This is a genomic window from Bacillus sp. M6-12 (genome assembly GCF_002860285.1).
GTDB lineage: Bacteria > Bacillota > Bacilli > Bacillales > DSM-1321 > Peribacillus.
In genome coordinates this window covers 272748-297571 of sequence record NZ_PGVF01000006.1, presented here as the reverse complement: position 1 = coordinate 297571, position 24824 = coordinate 272748, and the positions used below count along the sequence as shown (strand labels likewise).

The window sequence follows — 24824 nt, the reverse complement described above, 5'->3', positions numbered from 1 at the left end:
CAAACAAGTTTTATGACTGTTTTTCCCGTAAAGGTGTAAATCAAACATCCCGCTGCCATAAATTGGGGAGATCTTCGGGTTAATAACAGGTATTTCTGTGCTTTCAGGGGGCGATATACCCATACCCTGTACCTCTATAATATCTAAATATCGTCAACTTCGCTATTTTATCAGCGATCTCGAGAATTTATCGTCAATTTCTGGATTTTATCATCAAATTTCAGATTTTATCGTCGCTTTTTGGTATATATCGATTTCTCGACAAAAAATGACAAACTCAGCTGATTAACTATAATCAATTCATCTAAATCGTGAACGGATTTATATACACATTTTTTAAAACGCAAATAAAAAACCCCCTTGCAGGGATTTTCTTATCTATGCCTTTCCTTAAGTGCATCCAGTACAGTCTGGAAAGGAAGGTTTTGTTCTTGCAGCAGGACGAGTAAATGGTAAAGAAGATCAGCTGACTCCCATTTCAGCTCTTCATGGCTCCGGTTTTTGGCTGCGATGATAACCTCAGCTGCTTCTTCCCCAACCTTTTTTAAAATCTTATCTACGCCTTCATTAAACAGATACTTTGTATAAGATCCCTCTGGCATGGCAGCTTTTCTTTCCCCAATCAGCTGCTCCAGCTCGAGCAAAAAGTCTGCCGAAGGTACGCCTGGACTTGTTTCTGCTGCCAACGCATTTACCTCGTCTCCCTCTCCAAAGCAGCTGACAGCACCCGTATGGCAGGCAGGCCCTTCAGGAGCTACTAACACAATGATTGCATCCTGATCACAATCCGCCTTCATTTCTACGATTTTCTGAGTGTTGCCGCTTGTAGCTCCTTTATGCCACAGCTCCTGTCTTGATCGGCTGTAAAACCAGGTTTCGCCTGTTTCCAATGAAAGTTTCAAAGATTCTTCATTCATATAAGCAAGAGTTAAAACTTCTTTCGTTTTTGCATCCTGGACGATGGCAGGGACCAGTCCCTTTTCATCGAACTTCAGTTGTTCTATATTCATCTGACCAACACTCCTTGGCTCTTTAGAAATCGTTTCACTTCATGTACGGAGGTTTCTTTATAGTGAAAAATCGATGCCGCCAAAGCGGCGTCTGCTTTTCCGGATTTAAACGCTTCCTCAAAATGCTCTGCATTTCCGGCACCGCCGGAAGCAATGACAGGGACAGAGACCGCTTCACTGACAGCCCGGGTCAATTCCAGGTTGAACCCCTTTTTTTCGCCGTCATTATCCATACTTGTCAGCAGGATTTCACCTGCACCACGTTCCACAGCTTCTCGTGCCCAGGCAATAACTTCTTTATCTGCCGGCTTTCGACCGCCGTGTGTATATACTCTCCAAGATCCAAGTTCCGGGTCATATTTTGCATCTATGGCAAGAACGATGCATTGCGTCCCAAAGTAGGCAGCACCCTCATTAATTAATTCAGGACGGAGGACAGCCGCAGTATTCAGTGAAACTTTATCTGCCCCGGCCCTTAGAATCCGTTTCATATCATCTAAGGAATTAATGCCCCCTCCAACTGTAAATGGAATGGCCAGTCTGGCAGCCACTTCTTTGACTACCTCAGCCATCGTCTCGCGGCCTTCGTGGGAGGCAGAAATATCAAGAAACACTAGTTCATCCGCGCCTTCACGATCGTAGAATTCAGCCAGCTCCACAGGATCTCCGGCATCACGCAGTGAAACGAACTGAACGCCTTTCACAACCCTGCCCTCCTTCACATCAAGGCAAGGAATGATCCGTTTTGTTATCATGAGGATTTCACCTCTTCAAGCGCCTCTTTTAACGTAAATCTATTTTCATATAAGGCTTTTCCGACGATGGCGCCTACTATCCCCTGTGAATAATAGGCTTTCAGCTTTTGCAAATCTCCCAGTGAGCTAATACCGCCGGAAGCAATGACATTCCGGCCCGTTTCTTCAGCCATCCGCAGAACACCTTCGACATTCGGGCCTGACAGCATGCCATCTGTGGCGATATCAGTGACGATAAACGTTTCCGCTCCGGCATCAGCAAGTGCCTTGCCCAGCTCTACTGCCTCCGTTTCAGAAGTATTCAGCCAGCCATGAGTGGCAACCATGCCATCTTTTGCATCGATGCCGATTGCAATATGTCTGCCGTATTTTTTCAGCATTTCTTTTGTAAAATTCGGATCGGAAACGGCTGCGCTTCCGAGGATGACTCTTTCAATCCCGTTCTCCAGGTAGTTTGCAATGTCCTTTTCAGAGCGGATACCGCCTCCGATTTGAATGTTCGCCGAAAGCTCTTTGGCAGCCTGGATGACAAACTGCCCGTTTACAATCTGGCCAGCCTTTGCCCCGTCGAGGTCGACCATATGAATCCATGCAGCTCCCTGCTCTGAGAAGGATTTTGCCATATCAAAAGGGGAATCCCCGTAAATCGTTTCCCGATTGTAGTCTCCCTGAATTAGACGGACACATTTTCCTCCGCGCATATCTATTGCCGGGTAAATGGCGAAATTCTCCACTATTCTTTCTTCCCTTCTGCTAGCTCGATGAAATTTTTCAGCAGCGACATTCCCATATCACTGCTCTTCTCAGGATGGAACTGCATGCCATAGACATTTCCTTTGCCGACAACCGCCGGAACTTCTACTCCATAATTCGCTGAGGCAAGAATAACGTTTCTGTCTTCTGCAGCCACATAATAAGAGTGGACAAAATACACAAAGTCTTCTTTGGTTCCCTTTAATACAGGGGAAGGATTGACGAAATGAAGCCTGTTCCAGCCCATATGAGGCACCTTATAGCTGATCCCGTCCTCACCTGATTCAGGCAATCGGATTACCTTGCCCGGGAGCAGGGAAAGGCCCTGTGTTAGTCCGTTTTCTACGCTTTCCTCAAACAAAAGCTGCATTCCAAGACAAATTCCCAGCAAAGGCCTGCCGCTTTCGGCATAACTGTGCAGGAAATCATTCAGTTTTAATGAATGAAGCAAATGCATAGCATCCTTAAAGGAACCAACTCCCGGAAGAAGGATTCCGTCTGCCTTCTCAAGCTTTGCCGGCTCATCAGAGATAAAACTATCCACCTGTAAACGCTCAAGGGCTTTACTGACGCTAAAAAGATTGCCCATGCCGTAATCGACAATGCCGATCATTTACAACATTCCCTTCGTGGATGGAATCCCTTTTACCCGGGGATCTATGGAGGTTGCTTCATCCAAAGCACGGCCCAGCGCTTTAAAAATCGCCTCGATAATATGGTGAGTGTTTTGCCCGTAATGGACGATCACATGGAGGTTCATTCTTGCTTCAAGTGCCAGCTTCCATAAAAACTCGTGTACCAGTTCTGTATCGAAGGTTCCCACCTTTTGGGACGGGAAATTTGCCCGCAGCTCCAGATGGGGCCTGTTGCTTAAATCAACCACAACCTGTGCCAATGTTTCATCCATAGGAACAAACGCATTACCGTATCGTTTAATTCCACGCTTGTCGCCCAGCGCCTGAACCAGTGCTTGTCCAAGGCAAATTCCGATATCCTCGGTCGTATGATGGTCGTCCACCTCGATATCACCTTTGGCATCGACAGTCATATTAAAGTGACCGTGTTTCGTAAACAAATCCAGCATATGTGTCATAAAAGGCACGCCCGTTTCAATGGAAGACTGTCCCTCGCCATCGATTGATAAATCAAGCTTAACATTTGTCTCATTTGTCTTCCGTTCGATTCTGGCTGTACGTTCCATCCGCAAAAACCCCCTCGGTTAGTAATCACTATTCCACTCTTCATTGGACAAGGTCCTTAATATTATTTCTGCTTGTTATAGAGGACCATCAACATTCCAATTATTTTGTGCGAGCCTCAATAGCCCGCGCATGCGCTTCAAGCCCTTCCAGCCTTGCAAATGCTGCTATTTTCTCAGAATTGGCTTTAAATGTTTCCTCGCTGTACATAATGATGCTTGATTTCTTTTGGAAATCATCGACATTCAACGGACTGGAAAACCGGGCTGTTCCGTTTGTCGGCAGTACATGGTTAGGTCCGGCAAAATAGTCGCCCACAGGCTCTGAACTGTACCTTCCAAGAAAAATCGCTCCGGCATGGCGGACTTTTGCCATTACATTCATGGGGTCCCGGGTGATGATTTCCAAATGCTCGGGCGCCAGCTCGTTCACTGCTGAAATCGCCGAATCCATGGTATCCGTTACAAAAATCCGGCCAAACTCCTTAATGGCTGCCCTTGCAATTTCCTCACGCGGGAGGCCGGCAAGCTGTTTTTCGACTTCGGCTGCAACACCTTCAGCAAGCTCCATTGAAGTGGTAACCAGCACACTGCAGGCACGGGTATCATGCTCAGCCTGAGATAACAGGTCTGCTGCCACTTCTGCAGGTATCGCCGTATCATCTGCCAGAACCGCAATCTCGCTCGGTCCGGCAATCATGTCAATGTCCACATCCCCGAATACTTCACGCTTTGCAAGGGCGACAAAAATATTTCCAGGACCGACAATTTTATCGACTCTTTCAATCGTTTCCGTGCCATATGCCAGAGCCGCTACCGCCTGAGCTCCGCCTATACTGTAAATTTCAGTGACGCCGGCGATATTGGCTGCCGCCAGCACAGCTGGCGATATGCCCCCATTCTTGGAAGGCGGGGTAACCATCACAATCCGTTTTACTCCAGCAGCTTTGGCAGGCAATACATTCATCAGAACAGACGAAGGATAAGCAGCTGTTCCCCCGGGCACGTAGACACCAACAGAATCCAGGGGCGTAATTTTTTGTCCGAGCATCGTGCCGTTTTCATCCGTTGAAATCCAGGAATTACGCAGTTGTTTTCCGTGAAAGCCCTGGATGTTCTCTGCCGCCTCGCGAATGATTGCCACGTGCTCCTTACTTAATTCCTTCAATGCATCATTTATTTCATTCTCGGTAATTTTTAAACTATTAAGATCGACTCCATCAAATCTGCGCGTTAATTCATACAGAGCACTGTCTCCTTCATTCCTTACCTTAAGAATGATCTCTTTCACTGCCTCGCGCTGCTCTTCTGTTCCGGTTTCAACCGACCGCTTTAAAGAGAGACCTTCGGCTAATTGTTCTATTTCCATTTCTGTGCCTCTTTTCTGCGTTATTACTGTCATCTGAGAAAAGTTTAAAATACTGATTCTCCGGATTCTAATCTATCAATAACTGCTGCAAGACGATCGACAATTTCAGATATCCGCTCTTCCTTAAGCCGGAAGCTGACGGGATTGGCAATCAGACGAGAAGTAACAGAAGCAATCCTCGAATACTCAACCAATCCATTTTCCTTTAATGTTTGCCCTGTTGAAACAATATCAACGATCCTTTCAGCAAGCCCAATCATGGGAGCCAGCTCAATGGACCCATTCAGCTTGATAATTTCAACCTGTTCTCCCTGCTCTCGAAAATAGCTGGAGGCAATGTTTGGGTATTTGCTGGCAACCTTTGGAGCAACATCACTCATCTTTGTATCCGGCAAGCCAGCCACTGCAAGATAACAAGCACTAATCTTCAAATCCAGCAGTTCGTATACGACTCTTTCCTCTTCAAGCATAACGTCCTTGCCTGCAATGCCAATATCGGCCACACCATGTTCAACATATGTAACAACATCCATCGGTTTAGCCAGAAAGAAGCGAAGCTTTTCTTCTTCCACTTCTAAAATCAGCTTGCGGGAATCATCGAATTCAGGCGGAAGGACGAAGCCTGCCTTGCGCAATAATTCCAGGGCTTCTTCAAAAATCCGCCCCTTTGGCATGGCAATTGTTACATACTCATTCATCCCGCTTCCCCCCTATAAATAATTCAACCTCTTGGTAAGCAGCCGTAAATCTGTCTACATCCTGGACCGAATTAATATCCTGAACAACTGCCCTTATTCCATTCCGTCTTTTTTCCTGGGCACATTCCAGCGCTTCTTTTCTTCTTTCCTGGCTAAAGAGAATACAGGACACCTGTTCAGCAGACTCAGGCTCGCCCAGTGCTTCCACCAATTTATCTACATGGACCGCAAAACCGGTAGCAGGTACATCGCGGCCAAACTTTTTGAGCAAATTACTGTAACGGCCGCCATTTCCGACCGGAGAACCGATATTTCCGGCATACACTTCAAATAACGGGCCAGTATAATAACTCATATGACTGATAAGAGTTAAATCTATATGGACCATATGTGCCGCATCATGGTCGTTTAATTGCTCCATGATTTCCCTTAATTCCGAAAGCGCAGCTGCTCCTGCAGCATTTTCCATAAGTGTTTCCGCTTTTTGCAAGGTATCAACCCCGCCCCTTAAGCTGAGAAAATCCAGAAGCCTCTGTTTATCAATGGAGGATAACGAAAGCGATTTTACATGCTCCCGATAACCTACATAATTTTTATCATATAAAAACTTCCTCAAAACACTTGCCCGCTCTTCTGTACCTAGAATATTTAAGAAAAGCGCCTGGACAAATCCAATATGGCCGATCGACACTTGAAATTCTGCCAAACCTGCCGTTTTAAGTGCCGACACCATCAGAGCGATGCTTTCCGTTTCAGCGCTGACAGTGTCATTTCCAATGCACTCGATGCCAATCTGTTCAAATTCCGCCGGCCGGCCGCCTTCCCGCTGCTGGGCGCGGTATACATTCGCATCATAAGCCAGGCGAACTGGAATTTGCTGATTTAAGAGCCTGGAGGCTGCTACACGGGCAATTGGAGCAGTCATATCAGGCCGAAGAACCAGCGTATGACCTTGCTGGTCAAGCAGTTTAAACAGCTGCTGATCTAATATAGCTGAAGCCTCGCCTACTGTTTCATAATATTCAAGTGCAGGCGTTTCAATAAATTGATAGCCCCACAGCTTTATTTCATCGGTCATTTTTTTTCTTACTGCTGACTTCGCTTCATACAACAACGGAAGCGTGTCCCTCATACCTAGTGGCTTCTCAAACATAAACAGCTTGGTCATGACAGCACATCCTATACCTGAAATATCTAATCTATATATTATTCCAAAAACGATATATTTTACAAATCCTTTAGTTCGCTAATATGCTAATATAGTGAAGTTAATAGTAGTGTACCGCCACTTAAGAATCGCGTCAAGGAAAAGAGCCCAAAAAACCAGAGAAAAAACAGAAAATTATGTAAGCAGCTTTTTCCCAGCTTATCGGTATTGTTTTTATAAATGTAAAGTTATTAAGCAAGTTTAGCGGGCTTTTTTACGGGTATAGGAAATGAACGTCTAATACAACATGGAAAACAATAATTATGGACACGAAATATGAATACTTTGTAGAAATCTTAAAATCAACATATGAAACCGCTCAAAAAGAGCAAAATATTACGTATCAGGATGTCATGAAACATCTTGAAGATGAATTATCCATTTTACTGGAAAAATAATAGGGAATTAGCCTTTTTACGGGCAATTCCCTAATCAGATTCATTGTTAATTACATAAAAACAGCCCGCTCTATGGTTCTCATACTTTAGCAAGATCCGCTTTTTTCCGCTCTTCCATTTCTTCCATTGTATATATTACTCTCATTGGATTGCCGCCGACAAAGCAGCCTGCCGGCACATCTTTATGAACAAGGGTTCCCGCAGAAACAATTGCCCGGTCGCCAATTTTCACTCCTGGAAGGATGGTTGAATTGGCCCCAATCATAACCTCGCTGCCGATTTCAACCTCTCCCAGACGGTATTCCTCGATTAAATACTCATGGGCCAGTATCGTTGTATTATAGCCGATTACCGAATTGCGCCCTACCGATATTTTTTCGGGAAACATCACATCAAGCATCACCATCAGGGCAAATGACGTCTGATCCCCGACCTTCATGTTCAAAAAGGTGCGGTACAGCCAATTTTTCACACCTAGGAAAGGAGTGTACCTGGCCATCTGGATCACAGCGAAATTTTTTACGACCTTAAAAAACGGAACTGTTTTATAAACATGCCAGAGGGAATTCGCTCCGCTGACTGGATGCCTGGTAGTACGCCTCATTTTTCAGCTACCTTTAAAATGTCAAGCAAGTCCTCCATGCTGTTCAGCATAAAGTCAGGCTCAAATTGATCTAAATACTCACGGCCTTTTGCCGTCCAGGCCACTCCCGCGGTTTTTGTCCCCGCATTTTTCCCAGCAAGCACATCATGGTGATTGTCACCGACCATTATGGACTCCTCCGGCTCTGAATTAAGGAGCCTTAAAGCCTTTAGCACCGGCTCCGGATCGGGTTTGGCATTTTCAACGTCATCCAGCCCGATCACTACATCAAAAAATTCCTCCAGCCGTGCCACGCGCAGGCCTCTTACCACCGTATCATGAATTTTTGTCGACACAATCGCCAGCTTATAGCCAGCTTCCTTCAATGCTTTAACCGTGTCATAAACACCGTCAAACTCTTTCACCATCAAATCGTGGTTTGCCAGATTATGCTCGCGATATCGGGCGATCATTTCTTCCACCCGCTCCGGGTCTAAGGAGACAAACGTGTCATATAAAGGCGGTCCCATGAATGGCAGGATGTCTTCCCGCTGATATTTATCAGGATAGTAATGATTCAATGTTGCTGTAAAAGAAGCGATAATTAAATCATTTGTATTGATTAGTGTTCCATCTAAATCAAATAATAAGGTTGTAATATCAGTGCTCATATGAAGCTTCCTTCCTTCTTGTCAATTCTGCACGGTTCCATATAAAAGAGATTGTCACCGTCAGCAGGATTGCTACGGTAATCCTTATTAAAAACAATGGTAAAACCGGGATGCCAAGCGGGATAAAAATTAGAGTGTCCTCTACAACAGCGTGGCAGGCCACCAGAAAGATAAACGCCAGCGTCATATCCTTTTTGCTGACATTATCCTCTTTAACAGCCTGTATCATGACCCCAGCCCCATACGCCAGGCCAATCGTCAAACCGGCAACCATCGTCATTGACGTATTTTCCTTCATTCCAAGCATCCTAGTAAATGGAGCAATTTTCTTTGAAAAAACCGTTAGCCAATTTAGATCCTTCATAATTTGAATAATAATCATAAGCGGAATAACAATTAACGCCAGCTGGAGAATTCCGAATGCTGCTTTTTGCAGGCCAGCCAAAAGAATCGAACTCCAGCCTGACAGTTCAGGAGTCTGAGAGCTGACAAGGCCGTACTGAGCTATTTCGGAGCCTCCCTGCCAGACAATGTTTATGATTATGGCTGACAGGATAGCAAGCCCTATGCGGACAGCCACAATTACCCACAGTTTGACTCCAACCTTCAAGGCAACGCTTGATTCAACCAGCATATTATGTGAAAAAGAAAGCATGACCGCAATGATAAATACTTCTTTTACCGGCAGTTCCAGTGTTAAAATAGCCCCGATTGCAGCGTACAGGTTCAGAAAATTGCCGATCACAAGCGGTATAGCAGCGTCACCAGACAAACCCAGCACTTTCATAAAAGGAGAGATTACGGAAATCACCCACTCCAGAACAGGGGTAAACTGCAATATAAAAACAATTAAAGTAATAGGAAATATAACCTTTCCGAGTGTCCAGGTTGTTTTAAGGCCAACCTCCAGCCCCTTTCTGGCAGAGTTTTTCAGCATGCCATTTCCCCTCCCGAGCAGCAGCTACGCGTCTACATATCTTTTATTTATCCCTTTTACTCTTCTGAAGACGATCAGGATCACAGCCAAGGCTATCAGCACAATAGAAATGACCTGGGCAATCCTAAGGCTTTCTGTAAGCATAAGGCTATCAGTCCGAAGCCCTTCGATAAAGAAACGGCCGATAGAATACCAGATCACATAAATTAAAAACATTTCCCCGCGCAGCAGGTTCGCCCTTCTCAATGCTATCAGGATGACTACACCCAACAGGCTCCATAGCGACTCATACAAAAAGGTTGGATGATAATAGGTTCCGTCAATCTGCATTTGATTGATAATAAACTGCGGCAAATGAATTCCTTCCAAAAAGCTTCTGGATACTTCCCCGCCATGTGCTTCCTGGTTGATGAAATTCCCCCATCTCCCGATAGCCTGGCCGAGCAGAATACTGGGAGCAGCTATATCCGCCAGCTTCCAGAAAGAAATATTCCTTACTTTCGCAAAGATAATCGCTGTCAGAACAGACCCTATCAAGGCGCCATGAATGGCAATTCCGCCATGCCATATTTTAATGATTTCGCCCGGATTTTGCGAATAAAAGTCCCATTTAAAAAGAACATAATAGATCCTTGCGCAAATGATTGCGATTGGAACGGCAAACAAAATTAAATCAACAAAGGTATCTTTACCCAAACCTCTTTTCTCAGATTCCCGCATCGCAAGCCATAAAGCCAGCAGTACAGCTGAACCGATAATCAGCCCATACCAGTGTACTTGAAGCGGTCCAAGTGAAAACGCAATTGGATCTATTGCCTTACTTCCTGCACCCATTCTATCTCCCTCTCTTTACTGTTTACTTCACTTTTTTATCTCTATATCTAAAAAGAGTCTTCTTGGCCTTCTTCACCGATTGCATCAGTCAGACGGTCAGAAAATTGCTGCGCTGCATTGACACCCATCCGCTTCAGGCGGAAATTCATCGAGGCGACTTCAATAATTACGGCAAGGTTTCTTCCTGGACGTACAGGAACAGTCAGCTTGGTAATTTCCGTATCGATAATTTTCGATTTTTCTTCATCAAGCCCTACCCTGTCATATTGTTTGTTTTTTTCCCATAGCTCCAAATTAATGATTAGTGAAATCCTTTTAAAGCTGCGGACAGCTCCAGCTCCGAATAGCGTCATCACATTGATGATGCCCAGCCCGCGGATTTCGAGCAGGTGCTCAATCAGCTTTGGAGCATTACCGACCAGTGTGTCCTGGTCTTCTTGGCGAATTTCTACACAATCGTCAGCTACCAGCCGGTGACCCCTTTTCACAAGTTCAAGGGCAGTTTCACTTTTACCAACGCCGCTTTTACCTGTTATCAATACACCAACTCCGTAAATATCTACTAAAACGCCATGAATGGCTGTTGTTGGCGCCAGTTTGCTTTCCAGGTAATTCGTCAAACGGCTGAACAATCTGGTTGTTTTCATTCTTGACCGCATCACAGGAACTGATTCCCGTTCAGATGCTTCTATCAATTCACGGGGAACCTCCTGGTCACGGGTAATAATGATGCCTGGGGTTATGTCGCGGCAAAGCTCTTCCATGCGAATCCGTTGTTCATTTTCATTCAGCTTTTCAAAGAAAGTCATTTCTGATTTTCCAAGCAGCTGAATCCGCTCAGCAGGATAATAATCGAAAAAACCGGCCATCTCAAGCCCGGGCCGGGAAAGATCGCTTGTTACAATTGGCTTGTTGATGCCTTCTTCACCACTGATTAGCTCCAATTTAAACTCTTCAATCAGATCCTTCGTACGAACCTTTGCCATATATAGTTCCCCCTTTTGGAGTCATCGCCAGTTAGAATTTTTTACGCTTTCTTTATTTTAGCACTTTTTTAGAAAGAACCAAACATACACAGCTGAAACTTATCTAGTTTGCTATGAGAAAAAGGTGGTCTAGACAACTAGATGTCGACTCCAATATAATTAGAAAAACTATTCCTTTTTCTAACAATAGAACAAGTTTATAAATAAAAAAGGAGTTACTCAAATGGCGGATTCAAAAATACTTTTAACCCATGGCGAGGTCTATTTTGAAAACGAAATCATCCCAAATGGATTTTTGCTTATAGAAGAGGGAAAAATCAGCAAGGCAGGACCGATGGAGCATGCGCCCCGGAATAATGGAGAAGTTACTATTACTTTGCCGAAAGGGTCAAAGATTGTCCCGGGTTTTATCGATGTCCATATTCATGGTGCTGCTGGTGCCGATACAATGGATGGAACTCCTGAAACTCTGAGGACTATTGCTTCACATCTGCCCCTGGAGGGAACGACCAGCTTTCTTGCAACAACCATTACCCAAGGGAAAGCAGAAATAGAGGCCGCTCTTGAGAATGCGGGTGAATATATGAAAAATCATAATGCTCCGGGTTGTGCAGAAGTACTGGGCATCCATTTGGAAGGTCCCTTTATCAATGAAAGCAGGAAAGGAGCTCAGCCCGCAGAGTATATCCTCCCTCCTGACATCGAATTGTTCTATAAATGGCAGCAGATGTCCGGTCATAACATCAGGCTTGTGACACTGGCTCCTGAGCAGCAAAACGGAATTGAGCTAATACAGTTTCTATACGAAACTGGAGTACTCGCCTCCATTGGCCATTCTGATGCTACTTATGAAGATGTGAAAGCGGCTGTGCAAGCAGGGGCTACTCATGTGACCCACCTGTTTAACGGCATGCGCGGCCTTCATCATCGGGAGCCCGGAACAGCTGGAGCTGCACTTCTATTCGACGAACTGAAAGCAGAAATCATTTCGGACGGTATCCATGTACGTCCTGAAATGGTAGAGCTTGCAGTAAAAGCCAAAGGAATCGAAAACATTATCTTAATTACCGATGCGATGCGCGCAAAATGCCTGAAGAACGGAGTGTATGATTTGGGCGGACAGGATGTTTCCGTTTCCTGCGGCAAGGCCCTCCTAAAGGATGGTACCCTGGCAGGAAGTGTTTTAAGAATGATAGATTCAATAAAAAACATGATCTCCTTCACTGGCTTAAGTTTGATGGAGATTATCCAAATGGCTTCCTCCAACCCTGCAAAACAGCTTGGAGTTTTTTCCCGCAAAGGAAGCATAGCGGCCGGGAAGGATGCCGATCTGGTAATTCTCACTCCCGAACTAGAAGTATACATGACCTTCTGCCGCGGAAAGCTGTGTGAAACTTCATAAAAATAGTATGTGAGGTGACATAAATGAGATTTACCATTATTAAAACTGAAAACTATGATTCAATGAGCCGGCTAGGAGCAAATAAGGTAATTGAAAAAATAAAGGAACAGCCTGACATGGTACTTGGATTGGCAACAGGCAGCTCACCTGAAGGACTATACTGTGCATTAATTGAAGATCACAGAAAAAACGGAACCAGCTACCGGGGAATTAAGACTGTGAATCTGGATGAGTATATCGGCCTTAAGAAAAACAATCCCAACAGCTACCACAGCTTTATGTATGAAAAGCTTTTCCGTTATATAGACATACATCCTGAACATTCTCATATCCCGAATGGTATAACGGATGACCCTGACCTGGAAGCCAAACGTTATGATAAACTAATCGAGCAGCTCGGCGGAGTTGATATGCAAATATTAGGAATCGGGCAAAATGGCCATATTGGATTTAATGAACCCGGAACCCCCTTTTCAAGCAGAACCCGTATTGTCAGGCTGGAAAACAGCACCAGGATGGCTAACTCCCGTTTTTTCAGCAATATGGATGAGGTGCCCTCACAGGCCATCACAATGGGTATCTCAAGCATATTGGACAGCAAAGAAATTATTCTGCTGGCATCCGGTTCAGCAAAAGCTCCAGCGATAAAGCGGCTGCTCACCGAAGAGGTTTCAGAGAATTTTCCTGCTTCCGCACTAAAACTGCATAAAAACGTGACAATTATAGCAGACAGCGATGCCTTTAAATTATGCGAGGGAATGGTTTTTGAATGATTGATAAAAAGTCTCCTATACCTATTTATCATCAGTTAGAGGAATTGATCAGACAGCAAATTGAGGAAGGTGTTCTGAAAGAGGATACCGCCATCCCTTCTGAACGGGAATACGCCGATTGTTATCAAATCAGCCGCATGACAGTAAGACAGGCATTGACGAACCTGGTTAATGATGGCTATCTCTGCCGGCAAAAAGGAAAAGGCACCTTTGTCAGCAAAAAGAAGGTAGAACAAACACTGCATGGCCTGACAAGTTTTTCAGAGGAAATGCTAAAAAAAGGAATGAACCCCGAGAACGTCGTCCTTTATTTTAAAAAGGAACCAGCCAATAAACAAATAGCAAGCATCTTAAAGCTTACAGAACTAAACAAAGTTCTGATTATCCAGCGGATCCGGCTTGCCGATCAGCTTCCCATGGCACTCGAAACGGCATATTTACCTGCGGAATTGGCTGGTGACATCACCGAGGAACAGGCTATAGGCTCTTTTTATAGCTATATAGAGAAAAAATTAGGACTTCACATATATGAAGCAAAGCAGGAAATAGAGGCTCTTGCCGCCAATGAGGAAGAGGCCCAGGTATTGCAGATAAAGCCCGGCTCCCCTGTACTGAAAATGACAAGAATATCTTTTCTTGATGACGGGACACCATTTGAGTATGTTAAATCCACATTTCGGGCTGACCGTTACCGATTTACCCATACACTCCAAAGAAATTAAGGTGAAGGACGAGTCTTTCCCCTTAATTTTTTATATAAATCCCATGAATCTATTTCACAAAGGAGTGATCAGGGATGAAAGTTGTATTGGATGCGGGGCATGGCCTTACCACACCCGGAAAAAGAACACCTGATGGAATGAAGGAATATGAGTTTAACAGGGCAGTTGCCGGCTTGGTTAGGATCCTTTTAGAGACAGACAAAACGGCTCAAGTATTGTTCTCCCATTCCAACAATAGGGACGTGCCTCTTTCTGAGCGGGCAAGCCTTGCAAATTCCTGGGGTGCTGACTTATTTGTCAGCATCCATGCCAACGCAAACGGTAACGGCAGCTGGGATGACGCTCATGGAATTGAGACATTTATTTTCAAAACACTTCCTCGCCAATCGGTGATGCTGGCAAACAGCATCCATGGCCGGCTAATTGCTGCCACAAAGCTGCGGGACAGAGGAATAAAGGAGGCCAATTTCCATGTTTTGCGGGCCACAAATTGTCCAGCAGTCTTATTGGAATGCGGTTTCATGACCAATCGTCATGAAGCCGGACTGCTGCAATCAGATTCCTATCGCCAAATTTGCGCAGCTGCGATTGCTGGCGGAATACTGGACTATAGTGAGAGGCTCCATACTTTTTCATCCTTAAAGTAATTTATCTGAAGGTGTTATTCTAAACACGATATCTCCATTCAACGGAAAAAGTCCTGTCATTCATTCAAATGACAGGGCTTTTTGAAAAGGTGAGAAAGTATCTGTTTTAGAAGTATAGATCTCCAGCTCCAGCGCCAGGGTGCTACCGCTTCTCTAACCCTATTTCCTGCTTATTGATATACCGCCTGTTTTGGATTCAGCAAATATATGAAGTGTATGTTCCGGAAGTCCACTAGGCTTAAATTTAAGCAGCTTCTGGACTACCTCATTCTTTTCTTCTGTTATATGAATGTCGTCCAGTATAACATTAAAGCTCCCTATATTGGACTTCAATTCCCCATCAGCCGCCACACCTTCGGGAACAGTCAGTTCAATACCGCCAGTCACTCCTTTTACATGGATATAGTCGCAGTCGCGATTTGTAATATTGCAGGATATACTGCCGTTAAGCGCCTGAGCATCAATTTTCTTAAAGATACCTGTCAGGGAAACTGACCCATTGATTGTTTCTGATTCTATCTTTCCAAGAACTGCATTGTTAACGGCAATAGTCCCGTTTGCTGTTTCAACCTCAGCTTGCATTCCGGACAGTCCGTTTATTTGCACAGTGCCATTTGCAGTTTTTGCTTCAAAATCTTTTACAGACAGATTCTCCCCATCAATATTTCCGTTAAACAAGCGAAGCCTCATCCGCCTATATTCAGAAGCAGGGATAAAAATCCTCGCATCAACCTTAATCCACTTTTGCTGAACTGCAAATCTTAGTCTTTCATCATTTATGGAGAAGTGAACTTCCTTTAAAAAGGCATCTCTCACATTTTCATGCTCTTTCAGCCGGTAAACCTTACCGGCACATTCTACTCTGACATCCTTTTGGTCCCATGGAAAAACTTTAATGCTTCCATTCACGATATCAATATCTATATCCCTCAGTTCGGCGTCACTATGCTGGAAGATATGGGATACAACTGCCGATTGACCAAAATTAAAATCTAAATCTATTTCTTTTAACTTCTTTACCGCTTCATCCACAAACCCAAAAATCTTTTCTTTCGCTGAAACTATTTTCTTATGGCTTTGAGTATTTGTATTATTATTTTCACCCGGGTGAACATAGGCTGAAAGCTGAGTTACTAGTTCTTTTTCTTTCTTGGAGCTATGTATTTCTGATTGCTCCAACTCTTCGAGAACCTTCATCGCTTCATCTGCAGTCAGCTTTCCATCCTGCACCATCTGGAGAATTTTCTTTTTTTCTTCATTCATGGCATGGCCTCCGGTTTATCATTTTATTTAGAGATAAGTATCTTTATACCTTTTACAAGATTCCAGATTGTTACAGCAAAACCAATCAACCCGGAAACTATAATCCCAATCATTAAGAAAATAGGAATTTCTCCATCACTGTTCAAGCGGGCAAAATCCGCATAAACAGCAAACCCGATAATCGGAAAAGCCAGCCAAGGAATTAAATGAGACAAAAAAGCCTTTTTGGCGTGATTCCTCACAAATTCCTCCTGTGCTACGAAAAATATAATGATAGGAACAACAAACGGCGCAAACAGAACACTTAAATAACTAATACCTGCCATTACTTTTCTTGAATCCATTTTTTCACTCTCCTGTTACATTGCTTACGGATATAGCTGTAAAAGGTTTCATTTAATCTTATTCATTCAAGCAAATTTTTAGGCTACTTCGTTCAAATGCTACGTTTCAATACGACATTTTCTGCAGACAAAATCCGCATAAACAAACCAGCCTATTTCCCCGGAAATACCGAAAACCTTTCCCTTTTAATTAAACGATTGAACAGGAAATTTAGTTCTAATATTCCAAGGATTCGACAAAAAAATTTCGGATAGGACAGATCTGTCCTAAAAGAAAAACATTTTAACCCATTATATGAACTGCACGAAAAAAACCTTGCCGTTTATGACAAGGTTCTCTCTGCAATTTAGTTTTGATTAAACATGCTCACGCTCTTTTTCTTCAATTAGCTTTTCCATTCTGGCTTGATCCCGTGTAATCACCGGCCTTAAATATTTGCCAGTATACGATTCACTTACTTCCATTATTTGTTCCGGTGTGCCAGAGGCAATAACAGTACCGCCTTTGTCTCCGCCTTCTGGCCCCATGTCAACAATATAATCCGCAGTTTTAATCACATCAAGGTTATGTTCAATCACCAATACTGTATCACCATTATCAACAAGGCGCTGCAGCACGATAAGTAAGCGGGATATATCATCCACATGAAGGCCCGTCGTCGGTTCATCGAGAATATATAATGAACGGCCATTTGACCTTCTATGAAGCTCGGAAGCCAGCTTTACCCGCTGCGCCTCTCCGCCTGACAATGTAGTGGCCGGCTGGCCCAGTGTTATATATCCTAAACCAACATCAAAAATGGTCTGCAGCTTTCTGCGGATCTTTGGATGATTTTCAAAAAACGCGACTGCATCCTCCACCGTCATATCCAGGATATCGGAAATATTTTTACCTTTATATTTCACTTCAAGAGTTTCCCTGTTATATCGCTTACCATGACATACCTCACAAGGGACATATACATCCGGCAGGAAGTGCATCTCGATTTTTATAATCCCGTCTCCGCGGCATGCCTCACAGCGGCCGCCCTTTATATTGAAGCTGAACCGGCCCTTTTTATATCCTCGAATCTTTGATTCATTCGTAGCAGCAAACACATCGCGAATGTCATCAAACACTCCTGTATAGGTTGCCGGATTGGAACGTGGTGTTCTGCCGATAGGAGACTGGTCAATGTCTATAACCTTCTCCAGATGCTCTATGCCTTTAATTTCCCGGTGATTCCCCGGTTTTGCTTTTGCTTTATTCAGCTTTTGCGCAAGGGATTTGTGGAGAATTTCATTAATCAGCGTACTTTTGCCAGAGCCTGATACACCTGTTACAGAAATGAACGTCCCCAAAGGGAATTTCACATTTACATTCTTCAGGTTATTTTCCTTAGCCCCCTTAATTTCAATAAAGCGGCCATCATTCTTCCGCCTTTCTCCAGGGAGCGGAATGAACTTCTTCCCGGCGAGGTATTGTCCTGTTAGCGATTTAGGATCATTCATAACTTCTTCAGGTGTTCCGGCAGACACGATTGCTCCTCCATGGACACCTGCTCCCGGACCTACATCAATAAGATAATCCGCTGCAAGCATTGTATCTTCGTCATGCTCGACAACAATTAGCGTATTGCCGATTTCACGCATACTTTTTAGCGTATCAATTAATCTGTCATTGTCCCGCTGGTGCAGTCCAATCGATGGTTCATCCAGAATATAGAGAACTCCTGTCAGCCTTGAACCGATTTGTGTAGCCAGCCGGATGCGCTGCGCTTCCCCACCGGAAAGGGTTCCAGCTGCACGGCTCAGCGTTAAATATTCAAGACCGACGTTTGACAGGAAGCCTAGCCTTTCCTGAATTTCGCGCATGATCAGATTTGCAATCTGCTTTTCTTTTGCTGTTAATTCAAGGCTTTGAAAAAATTGTACTGCTTCCTCGATGGAAAGTGCTGTTGTTTCACCAATATGCCGGCCTTGAATCAAAACGGCAAGAGTCTCCTTTTTTAATCGGTAGCCCTTGCATGATGGACAGGAATGCTGCCCCATATATTTTTCCATTTGCTCACGAATCCAGTCAGAGCTGGTTTCCGTATATCGCCTCTCGACGTTTTTCAGGACGCCTTCAAACTGTATATAATTTTCTCGAATCTGTCCAAAATCATTTTCATAACGGAAATAAATTTTATCGCCCTTTGAACCGTATAAAATTTTCTCTAATTGTGAGGGAGTGAAATCTTTTACAGGTATATCCATGTCAATTCCGTAATGATTTGCGACAGCTTCCAGCAGCTGCGGATAATACTGGGAGCTTGTTGGTTCCCATGGTGCCACAGCGTGCTGGCGGAGAGAAAGTTCAGGATTCGGAATGACAAGATCCTTATCTACTTCCAGCTTTGATCCAAGTCCGTCACAATCCGGGCAGGCGCCAAATGGGCTATTGAAAGAAAACATCCTCGGCTCCAGATCCCCTACAGAAAAACCGCAATGAGGGCAGGCATGATGCTCGCTGAACAAAAGTTCTTCCTCCCCAATTACATCAATTATGACCTTTCCTTCTCCCAGCTTTAGTGCGGCTTCCATTGAGTCGGCTAGCCGCGCCATGACACCTTCCTTAATAACAATCCGGTCGACGATGACCTCTATTGAGTGCTTTTTATTCTTCTCAAGTGTAATTTCCTCACCCAGGTCAAGGGCTTCACCGTTAACCCGGACTCGCACGTAGCCTTGCTTCTTAATATCTTCCAGGATTTTAGCATGCGTGCCTTTCCTTCCGGATACAATCGGCGCCAGCACCTGAAGCTTTGTCCGCTCCGGGTACTCCATAATCCGGTCAACCATTTGCTCAATTGTCTGGGACGTAATTTCAATATTGTGTATCGGGCAGGTCGGCCTTCCAATACGCGCAAATAATAATCTTAGATAATCATAAATCTCCGTCACTGTCCCAACTGTTGAACGCGGGTTTCTGCTCGTTGTTTTTTGGTCGATTGAAATGGCTGGAGAAAGCCCTTCAATCGCATCAACATCCGGTTTGTCCATCTGCCCTAAAAATTGGCGCGCATAGGCAGACAAAGACTCCACGTACCGCCTCTGCCCTTCCGCATAAATCGTATCGAAAGCAAGCGAGGACTTGCCCGAACCGGACAAGCCCGTTAATACGACAAGCTGATCTCTTGGAATTGTGACGTCTATATTTTTTAAATTATGGGCTCTGGCTCCTTTAACAACTATTTTATCCATTGCCATGTTTTCGTCATCCTTCCGCTTTTAACTCCAGCAATAAATCACGAAGCTCTGCGGCGCGTTCGAAATTCAGCGCCTTGGCCGCTTCCTTCATTTCTTTCTCCATGTCTGCAATTACTTTTTCGCGTTCCTTCTTCGTCATAGCAGCAAACTTTGGAGCTGCTGTATACTCCTCAGTTTCTTCTGCGGCATGGGTGGCCCGGATGGACTCGCGAATATCCTTTTGAATAGTCTGCGGAACAATTCCATGCTCGAGGTTGTACGCCTCCTGTGTTTCCCGGCGGCGCTTTGTTTCATTGATTGCAATTTCCATGGAATTTGTTATTTTATCGGCATACATGATTACATGGCCATTTGCATTACGGGCAGCCCGCCCAATGGTTTGGATAAGTGACCTTTCAGAACGGAGGAACCCTTCCTTATCTGCATCCAGAATGGTAACTAGCGAAACCTCGGGTATATCCAGACCTTCTCTTAGAAGGTTTATCCCAACCAGAACATCATATTTCCCCATCCGTAATTCACGGATAATTTCAATTCTTTCTAATGTTTTTACCTCAGAATGAAGGTATTGAACCTTAATTCCGATATCCTTCAGATAATCAGTCAAATCCTCCGACATTTTTTTCGTAAGGGTTGTGACTAAAACACGTTCATTTTTCTTAATGCGGTCTTGGATTTCTCCGATAAGGTCATCAATTTGGCCCTGAATAGGGCGGACTTCTATATTCGGATCAAGCAACCCGGTAGGACGGATAATTTGCTCGACCATTTCAGGCGTATGCTCCAGCTCATAAGGACCTGGAGTTGCTGAAACATATACAGCCTGCTTTACTTTTTCTTCAAATTCCCCAAAACGAAGCGGCCTGTTATCGAGCGCTGATGGCAAACGGAAACCATGGTCAACCAGCACCTGTTTCCTGGCCTGGTCGCCATTAAACATTCCGCGAATTTGAGGAAGCGTTACATGGGATTCGTCTACAACCAGCAAAAAGTCTTCCGGAAAATAATCTATTAGGGTATACGGTGTAGAACCCGGAGGTCTGAGCGTCAGATGGCGGGAGTAATTTTCAATTCCAGAGCAAAAGCCCATTTCCCTCATCATTTCGAGATCATAGCGGGTTCGCTGTTCAAGGCGCTGGGCTTCCAGCAGCTTCTCATCTTCCCTGAGCTCTGCCAGCCGCTCCTCCAGTTCCTTTTCGATATTTTCAATTGCTTTGCGCATCTTCTCTTCACGGGTTACGAAGTGGGATGCCGGGAAAATAGCCACATGGTCACGTTCGCCTATAATTTCGCCAGTCAGAGCGTCGACTTCACGGATACGATCAATTTCATCACCAAAAAATTCAACCCGGAGACAGCGTTCATCGCGGGAAACAGGGAAAATCTCCACTACATCTCCGCGGACACGGAAAGTCCCCCGCTGAAAATCAATGTCATTCCGTTCATACTGGACATCCACCAGCCTATGGAGCAGTGCATTCCGTTCTATTTCCATTCCCGTTCTAAGCGAAACTACCATTTCCCGGTATTCTTCCGGAGAGCCGAGACCATAGATGCACGAAACGCTCGCGATGATGATGACATCATTCCTCTCAAATAAAGAAGATGTAGCAGAGTGGCGCAGCTTATCGATTTCATCATTTACGCTTGAATCCTTTTCGATAAAGGTATCCGTGGAAGGAACATACGCCTCCGGCTGGAAATAATCATAATAGCTGACAAAATACTCTACAGCATTATTCGGGAAGAATTCTTTAAACTCGCTGTAAAGCTGTCCGGCCAGTGTTTTATTGTGGGCAATTACAAGCGTAGGCTTGTTAATTTCCTTAATTACATTGGACATGGTAAAGGTTTTGCCGGTTCCAGTTGCCCCGAGCAAGGTTTGGTGCCTTTTCCCCTCTCTTATCCCTTCTACTATTTTATGAATAGCTTCCGGTTGATCCCCTGAGGGGGAATATTTTGAAACCAGTTCAAATTCGTTTTTCACCGGGCAAGCCTCCTAAGTTAAAAAATGTATAAAAATTTTTCTGTAATGATTTTACATCAAAGATTGTTTTTCTTTCTATATCAAACGGTCGATGCCGCATAAATGCTTGCTGCAAGAAAAACATACGGCGAACTCCCACCACAAACAGGCGGAAGGGAACCATAGTTTATTTATAGCCCTTGAACCAGAGACTATATACTCATTCTACCATATATACAGTATAAGAAACCAATAATAAGCGAACACTCATTCGCGGATATTTTCGGCAAATGAACTCTTTAAGCTGAGTGAAAAAATAGAATCAGAAAAAGAAAAAGATGGATCCGCTTATTAGATCCACCTAGAAAAAGTCCCTATACTATGATCTCTTTAAAATCCTCACTGAAACCCAAAATCCAAATGTCAGTGAAAATGCATCAAGGATGATTAATAGCCAGCTGTCTGTATATCCCTTATAGACAGAAGCGGCAATTAAGGCCACAGTCAGAGCCAGCCCGACAAATTGGTTAAACGTAACTCTCGCGAATAACATAACCAGCAATGCAGGCAATACCAGTGCCGACAAGATTTTTATCATATCGTTTCTCCTTTTTGAAGGGTGAAAGAACGGTAATATACTTTTTGAATCTTTTCATATTATAAACATTCCGTTCTCTGAAATCTAATTATTATCACCCTGCAGCTCCATAACAAAAATATAAGTCTATTTTCCTATGAAAAAAACGGTACATTTTGACGATATATACGATAAATGTCATTTTGTCTGCTTAAGGACAAATAGATTTAAATTTTTAATTGCCCGACTTAGCTTGACGCCCAGAATTAGCTGTTAAGACAATGATTTTTATCCAGTTAAGTACAAAAGTTACGCACGAAAGGAGGCAGGGCTCTAAAATACATATTACATAGACTACGCGGCCAAAGTCCCTGCTCCGTTTATCATATGTTATTAAGCTGCGAATAAATCGTAAAGGTGGCAATGCTTCATGAAAAGGATTTGCGGACTTCTTCTCATTTGTATACTTTTGGCACTCATTTGTGTCCCTTTTTCTAGCAGCCTAGCATTCGCTGCTGTCCAGGCTAAAGTGAATGCTGCAAAACTAAATATTAGAGAGAAACCTGTTATTTCATCGAAAGCTATAGGCAAATTGATTAATGGCCAGACTGTAACCATTCTGGAACAAAAAACTGGATGGTCTAAGATTTCATTTAGCGGTAAATACGGCTGGGTTTCTTCAGATTACCTGAAACAGTTAACGTCAGAGCCAGCTATCAAAGTCCAAACGGGCTACACAACTATTAATTCGCTTAATGTTCGGCAGTCCGCGTCCGAAAGCAGTAAATCTTTAGGAATATTAACTAAAGGAACAGCTGTTAACGTACTCTCCCAGCAAGGCAGCTGGTTAAAGGTAACTGTGCCGACAAAAAAACTGACTGGATGGATTTCAAAAACATATATTTCATTTAAACCAATTTCTGCTGTTAAACCGCCGGCTTCTGTTCCAGCGATTGTTGTAAAAATGTATACCACAGCAAACCCTGCTCTTAATCTTCGGGAGCAGTCCAACACACAGGCAAAAGTGCTCGAAAAACTGCCAAAGGGAACGGCTGTTCAATTATCCGAAAAAACATCAGAATGGGGAAAAGTAAAGACACCAAGCGGTAAATCAGGCTGGGTTTCACTTTCATACTTGACTGACAAGGCGCCTTCTGTTCCAAAACCCGCTCCCGCACCGGCTGAAACGAAACCGGCAGAAGGAAAATTTATAACACTGCTAACTGATAGCAACCTTCGAATTGGACCAGGGACAGAATATGAAATTATCAAAATAGAAAAAAAGGGCTCAAAGCTGGAGAGATTATCAACAGCAGGAGAATGGGCTGAAGTAAAAACGGCTGCCGGTGACATCGTCTGGGTATCCAGCAAGCTAACTGCTCCATCCCCTGAGAATCCTGACATTCCAGAGAGTGTAAAAACCTTAGCTGGAAAAGTAATCGTTCTTGATGCCGGGCATGGCGGAAAGGATCCGGGAACAAGCGGAAAAGCAACGGGGGAAGAAGTTTCAACTTTAGAAAAGACGGTAAACCTTCAGACGGTCCAAAAAATCTCTGCAGTGCTGCAGCAAGCCGGAGCAAAAGTCATACATACACGTACAACTGATACATATCTGACACTTTCCCAGCGTGTAAATGTGAGCCATGCTTACAATGCCGATGTTTTCATCAGCGTTCATTATAATGCTCCCGGCAGTTCCAGTACCGGCATTGATACATTCTTTTATCCGACAAATGTTAATGAGCAAAAACTTGCCACTTATATGCAGGAAGAATTAATCAAGCACACCGCAATGGCAAACCGCGGAGTAAAAGAGGGGAATTTCCAAGTAATCCGGGAAAATAAAAAGCCTGCGATTCTTCTAGAGTTAGGCTTCCTTTCAAACCCTAAAGAGGCAAAACTTGTTAAATCGCCAGAATACCAGGAAAAGGTAGCTCAAGGGGTCTATAAGGGACTGGTAAGATATTTTGAGTCATAACAAGACACCCAGCACTATTTTTGAAATAGTATAAGAAAGATAAACTCATAATTAAGCAGGAAGAGGGCTGATTCAAACCAGCCCTCTTTTTTATGGTGCATTATTCCCTATGATTCCCGGACTGATTCCCATGGTTTCAATATGCCGTTTCGCTTTCTCGTCACCCAATTGATAAATTTGTCCATAAATTTCAATTATGGTTTTATCGTATTCAATATTCCCCTTTTGCTCACTATATTGTTGAAAGGGAATATGCGCTTCCCCGAAAGTCAATAAATCAGCGTCATTATTATCATCAAACAAACCCTTCAGCCTCGCGATTTCATCATCGGTTGCGAAAACCCTAAATTGAGTCTCAGTTTCTACAGGGTTCTCCAGCACCTCTCCATTTTCAATATCCACATAAAACACTCGCTTTTCCTGTTCCATAGTTAACCTCCCACCTTTTTGTTACTATCTACCACCAATCATCGGGCTTTAATCAATTTTTATGATTAATAAATGTAAAACTGCTTCTGATTG

25 protein-coding genes are annotated in these 24824 nt (G+C 43.8%); 6 read left to right on the top strand and 19 right to left on the bottom strand.

The annotated features are described in order from the left end of the window. Positions 1 to 374: 374 nt before the first annotated feature. The 8 genes from hisIE to CVD28_RS09655 form a co-directional block, all read right to left on the bottom strand. Positions 375 to 1010 (bottom strand): bifunctional phosphoribosyl-AMP cyclohydrolase/phosphoribosyl-ATP diphosphatase HisIE, encoded by a 636-nt coding sequence (hisIE, locus tag CVD28_RS09690; RefSeq protein WP_101592167.1) that lies wholly within the window; start codon positions 1008 to 1010, stop codon positions 375 to 377. Further along, positions 1007 to 1765, bottom strand: a complete 759-nt coding sequence (gene hisF / locus CVD28_RS09685) for an imidazole glycerol phosphate synthase subunit HisF (RefSeq protein WP_101592166.1) — start codon at positions 1763 to 1765, stop codon at positions 1007 to 1009. The genes hisIE and hisF overlap by 4 nt, the downstream gene beginning before the upstream one ends. Continuing rightward, positions 1762 to 2499 (bottom strand): 1-(5-phosphoribosyl)-5-[(5-phosphoribosylamino)methylideneamino]imidazole-4-carboxamide isomerase, encoded by a 738-nt coding sequence (hisA, locus tag CVD28_RS09680; RefSeq protein ID WP_101592165.1) that lies wholly within the window; start codon positions 2497 to 2499, stop codon positions 1762 to 1764. The genes hisF and hisA overlap by 4 nt, the downstream gene beginning before the upstream one ends. Continuing rightward, positions 2499 to 3131, bottom strand: a complete 633-nt coding sequence (gene hisH, locus CVD28_RS09675; protein ID WP_101592164.1) for an imidazole glycerol phosphate synthase subunit HisH — start codon at positions 3129 to 3131, stop codon at positions 2499 to 2501. Before hisH ends, hisA begins: the two co-directional genes overlap by 1 nt. After that, positions 3132 to 3719: an imidazoleglycerol-phosphate dehydratase HisB gene (hisB, locus tag CVD28_RS09670; RefSeq protein ID WP_101592163.1), complete on the bottom strand. Its 588-nt coding sequence runs from the start codon at positions 3717 to 3719 to the stop codon at positions 3132 to 3134. It abuts the gene before it with no gap. Positions 3720 to 3819: 100 nt separating this feature from the next. Then, positions 3820 to 5085: a histidinol dehydrogenase gene (gene hisD / locus CVD28_RS09665; protein WP_101592162.1), complete on the bottom strand. Its 1266-nt coding sequence runs from the start codon at positions 5083 to 5085 to the stop codon at positions 3820 to 3822. Positions 5086 to 5129: 44 nt separating this feature from the next. Further along, positions 5130 to 5783, bottom strand: a complete 654-nt coding sequence (gene hisG, locus CVD28_RS09660; RefSeq protein WP_101592161.1) for an ATP phosphoribosyltransferase — start codon at positions 5781 to 5783, stop codon at positions 5130 to 5132. Then, positions 5776 to 6951, bottom strand: a complete 1176-nt coding sequence (locus tag CVD28_RS09655) for an ATP phosphoribosyltransferase regulatory subunit (RefSeq protein WP_101592160.1) — start codon at positions 6949 to 6951, stop codon at positions 5776 to 5778. The genes hisG and CVD28_RS09655 overlap by 8 nt, the downstream gene beginning before the upstream one ends. A gap of 302 nt (positions 6952 to 7253) precedes the next feature. On the opposite strand from CVD28_RS09655, the gene CVD28_RS28710 reads away from it, so the two are divergent. After that, the gene (locus CVD28_RS28710) at positions 7254 to 7388 is read left to right on the top strand and encodes a hypothetical protein (RefSeq protein WP_257985817.1); all 135 of its coding nucleotides are present in this window, start codon (positions 7254 to 7256) and stop codon (positions 7386 to 7388) included. 79 nt (positions 7389 to 7467) lie between these two features. Here CVD28_RS28710 and CVD28_RS09650 read toward each other — a convergent pair whose 3' ends face one another. The 5 genes from CVD28_RS09650 to hprK are packed head-to-tail and all read right to left on the bottom strand — an operon-like array spanning position 7468 to position 11399. Beyond that, on the bottom strand, positions 7468 to 7992 hold the full coding sequence (locus CVD28_RS09650; protein WP_101592159.1) for an acyltransferase: 525 nt from the start codon (positions 7990 to 7992) through the stop codon (positions 7468 to 7470). Then, on the bottom strand, positions 7989 to 8642 hold the full coding sequence (gene ppaX, locus CVD28_RS09645; protein WP_101592158.1) for a pyrophosphatase PpaX: 654 nt from the start codon (positions 8640 to 8642) through the stop codon (positions 7989 to 7991). Before ppaX ends, CVD28_RS09650 begins: the two co-directional genes overlap by 4 nt. Further along, positions 8632 to 9579, bottom strand: a complete 948-nt coding sequence (locus CVD28_RS09640) for a nucleoside recognition domain-containing protein (RefSeq protein ID WP_101592157.1) — start codon at positions 9577 to 9579, stop codon at positions 8632 to 8634. Before CVD28_RS09640 ends, ppaX begins: the two co-directional genes overlap by 11 nt. A gap of 24 nt (positions 9580 to 9603) precedes the next feature. After that, positions 9604 to 10413, bottom strand: coding sequence for a prolipoprotein diacylglyceryl transferase (lgt, locus tag CVD28_RS09635; protein ID WP_101592156.1), 810 nt, complete (start codon positions 10411 to 10413; stop codon positions 9604 to 9606). A gap of 47 nt (positions 10414 to 10460) precedes the next feature. Then, a complete protein-coding gene (hprK, locus tag CVD28_RS09630) occupies positions 10461 to 11399 on the bottom strand; it encodes an HPr(Ser) kinase/phosphatase (RefSeq protein ID WP_101592155.1) in 939 nt (312 codons plus the stop codon). Between the two features lie 223 nt (positions 11400 to 11622). On the opposite strand from hprK, the gene nagA reads away from it, so the two are divergent. The 4 genes from nagA to CVD28_RS09610 all read left to right on the top strand — a co-directional run bounded on the left by nagA (position 11623) and on the right by CVD28_RS09610 (position 14943). Further along, positions 11623 to 12801 (top strand): N-acetylglucosamine-6-phosphate deacetylase, encoded by a 1179-nt coding sequence (gene nagA, locus CVD28_RS09625; protein WP_101592154.1) that lies wholly within the window; start codon positions 11623 to 11625, stop codon positions 12799 to 12801. A 23-nt stretch (positions 12802 to 12824) separates the two neighbouring features. Then, positions 12825 to 13574, top strand: coding sequence for a glucosamine-6-phosphate deaminase (gene nagB / locus CVD28_RS09620; protein ID WP_101592153.1), 750 nt, complete (start codon positions 12825 to 12827; stop codon positions 13572 to 13574). Further along, positions 13571 to 14296: a GntR family transcriptional regulator gene (locus CVD28_RS09615; protein ID WP_101592152.1), complete on the top strand. Its 726-nt coding sequence runs from the start codon at positions 13571 to 13573 to the stop codon at positions 14294 to 14296. The genes nagB and CVD28_RS09615 overlap by 4 nt, the downstream gene beginning before the upstream one ends. Positions 14297 to 14370: 74 nt before the next feature. After that, a complete protein-coding gene (locus CVD28_RS09610) occupies positions 14371 to 14943 on the top strand; it encodes an N-acetylmuramoyl-L-alanine amidase family protein (protein WP_101592151.1) in 573 nt (190 codons plus the stop codon). Positions 14944 to 15102: 159 nt separating this feature from the next. On the opposite strand, the gene CVD28_RS09605 is transcribed toward CVD28_RS09610, so the two are convergent. The 5 genes from CVD28_RS09605 to CVD28_RS09585 form a co-directional block, all read right to left on the bottom strand. Beyond that, positions 15103 to 16206, bottom strand: coding sequence for a DUF4097 family beta strand repeat-containing protein (locus tag CVD28_RS09605; RefSeq protein WP_101592150.1), 1104 nt, complete (start codon positions 16204 to 16206; stop codon positions 15103 to 15105). Positions 16207 to 16229: 23 nt separating this feature from the next. After that, the gene (locus tag CVD28_RS09600) at positions 16230 to 16550 is read right to left on the bottom strand and encodes a DUF4870 domain-containing protein (protein ID WP_101592149.1); all 321 of its coding nucleotides are present in this window, start codon (positions 16548 to 16550) and stop codon (positions 16230 to 16232) included. 357 nt (positions 16551 to 16907) lie between these two features. Continuing rightward, positions 16908 to 19781 carry an excinuclease ABC subunit UvrA gene (gene uvrA / locus CVD28_RS09595; protein WP_101592148.1) on the bottom strand — a complete coding sequence of 958 codons (2874 nt, stop codon included), beginning with the start codon at positions 19779 to 19781 and terminating at the stop codon, positions 16908 to 16910. 7 nt (positions 19782 to 19788) lie between these two features. Beyond that, positions 19789 to 21768 carry an excinuclease ABC subunit UvrB gene (gene uvrB, locus CVD28_RS09590; RefSeq protein WP_101592147.1) on the bottom strand — a complete coding sequence of 660 codons (1980 nt, stop codon included), beginning with the start codon at positions 21766 to 21768 and terminating at the stop codon, positions 19789 to 19791. A gap of 358 nt (positions 21769 to 22126) precedes the next feature. Then, the gene (locus tag CVD28_RS09585; RefSeq protein WP_101592146.1) at positions 22127 to 22345 is read right to left on the bottom strand and encodes a CsbA family protein; all 219 of its coding nucleotides are present in this window, start codon (positions 22343 to 22345) and stop codon (positions 22127 to 22129) included. A gap of 409 nt (positions 22346 to 22754) precedes the next feature. Between CVD28_RS09585 and CVD28_RS09580 the strand changes: the two genes are divergently transcribed. Further along, positions 22755 to 24302, top strand: a complete 1548-nt coding sequence (locus CVD28_RS09580) for an N-acetylmuramoyl-L-alanine amidase (RefSeq protein WP_101592145.1) — start codon at positions 22755 to 22757, stop codon at positions 24300 to 24302. 90 nt (positions 24303 to 24392) lie between these two features. Here CVD28_RS09580 and CVD28_RS09575 read toward each other — a convergent pair whose 3' ends face one another. Next, a complete protein-coding gene (locus CVD28_RS09575; protein ID WP_101592144.1) occupies positions 24393 to 24731 on the bottom strand; it encodes a hydrolase in 339 nt (112 codons plus the stop codon). Between the last annotated feature and the right edge of the window lie 93 nt (positions 24732 to 24824).

What these genes read in the sequence shown, in the direction of transcription:
- hisB (WP_101592163.1), bottom strand. Translation starts at nt 3,719, where the DNA reads ATGGAACGTACAGCCAGAATCGAACGGAAGACAAATGAGACAAATGTT.
- CVD28_RS09575 (WP_101592144.1), bottom strand. Translation starts at nt 24,731, where the DNA reads ATGGAACAGGAAAAGCGAGTGTTTTATGTGGATATTGAAAATGGAGAG.
- CVD28_RS09605 (WP_101592150.1), bottom strand. Translation starts at nt 16,206, where the DNA reads ATGAATGAAGAAAAAAAGAAAATTCTCCAGATGGTGCAGGATGGAAAG.
- ppaX (WP_101592158.1), bottom strand. Translation starts at nt 8,642, where the DNA reads ATGAGCACTGATATTACAACCTTATTATTTGATTTAGATGGAACACTA.
- hisF (WP_101592166.1), bottom strand. Translation starts at nt 1,765, where the DNA reads ATGATAACAAAACGGATCATTCCTTGCCTTGATGTGAAGGAGGGCAGG.
- CVD28_RS09615 (WP_101592152.1), top strand. Translation starts at nt 13,571, where the DNA reads ATGATTGATAAAAAGTCTCCTATACCTATTTATCATCAGTTAGAGGAA.
- hisG (WP_101592161.1), bottom strand. Translation starts at nt 5,783, where the DNA reads ATGAATGAGTATGTAACAATTGCCATGCCAAAGGGGCGGATTTTTGAA.
- CVD28_RS09585 (WP_101592146.1), bottom strand. Translation starts at nt 22,345, where the DNA reads ATGATAAAAATCTTGTCGGCACTGGTATTGCCTGCATTGCTGGTTATG.
- CVD28_RS09610 (WP_101592151.1), top strand. Translation starts at nt 14,371, where the DNA reads ATGAAAGTTGTATTGGATGCGGGGCATGGCCTTACCACACCCGGAAAA.
- uvrA (WP_101592148.1), bottom strand. Translation starts at nt 19,781, where the DNA reads ATGGCAATGGATAAAATAGTTGTTAAAGGAGCCAGAGCCCATAATTTA.
- CVD28_RS09640 (WP_101592157.1), bottom strand. Translation starts at nt 9,579, where the DNA reads ATGCTGAAAAACTCTGCCAGAAAGGGGCTGGAGGTTGGCCTTAAAACA.
- nagB (WP_101592153.1), top strand. Translation starts at nt 12,825, where the DNA reads ATGAGATTTACCATTATTAAAACTGAAAACTATGATTCAATGAGCCGG.
- CVD28_RS28710 (WP_257985817.1), top strand. Translation starts at nt 7,254, where the DNA reads ATGGACACGAAATATGAATACTTTGTAGAAATCTTAAAATCAACATAT.
- CVD28_RS09655 (WP_101592160.1), bottom strand. Translation starts at nt 6,951, where the DNA reads ATGACCAAGCTGTTTATGTTTGAGAAGCCACTAGGTATGAGGGACACG.
- nagA (WP_101592154.1), top strand. Translation starts at nt 11,623, where the DNA reads ATGGCGGATTCAAAAATACTTTTAACCCATGGCGAGGTCTATTTTGAA.
- hprK (WP_101592155.1), bottom strand. Translation starts at nt 11,399, where the DNA reads ATGGCAAAGGTTCGTACGAAGGATCTGATTGAAGAGTTTAAATTGGAG.
- lgt (WP_101592156.1), bottom strand. Translation starts at nt 10,413, where the DNA reads ATGGGTGCAGGAAGTAAGGCAATAGATCCAATTGCGTTTTCACTTGGA.
- CVD28_RS09650 (WP_101592159.1), bottom strand. Translation starts at nt 7,992, where the DNA reads ATGAGGCGTACTACCAGGCATCCAGTCAGCGGAGCGAATTCCCTCTGG.
- CVD28_RS09600 (WP_101592149.1), bottom strand. Translation starts at nt 16,550, where the DNA reads ATGGATTCAAGAAAAGTAATGGCAGGTATTAGTTATTTAAGTGTTCTG.
- CVD28_RS09580 (WP_101592145.1), top strand. Translation starts at nt 22,755, where the DNA reads ATGAAAAGGATTTGCGGACTTCTTCTCATTTGTATACTTTTGGCACTC.
- hisH (WP_101592164.1), bottom strand. Translation starts at nt 3,131, where the DNA reads ATGATCGGCATTGTCGATTACGGCATGGGCAATCTTTTTAGCGTCAGT.
- hisD (WP_101592162.1), bottom strand. Translation starts at nt 5,085, where the DNA reads ATGGAAATAGAACAATTAGCCGAAGGTCTCTCTTTAAAGCGGTCGGTT.
- hisIE (WP_101592167.1), bottom strand. Translation starts at nt 1,010, where the DNA reads ATGAATATAGAACAACTGAAGTTCGATGAAAAGGGACTGGTCCCTGCC.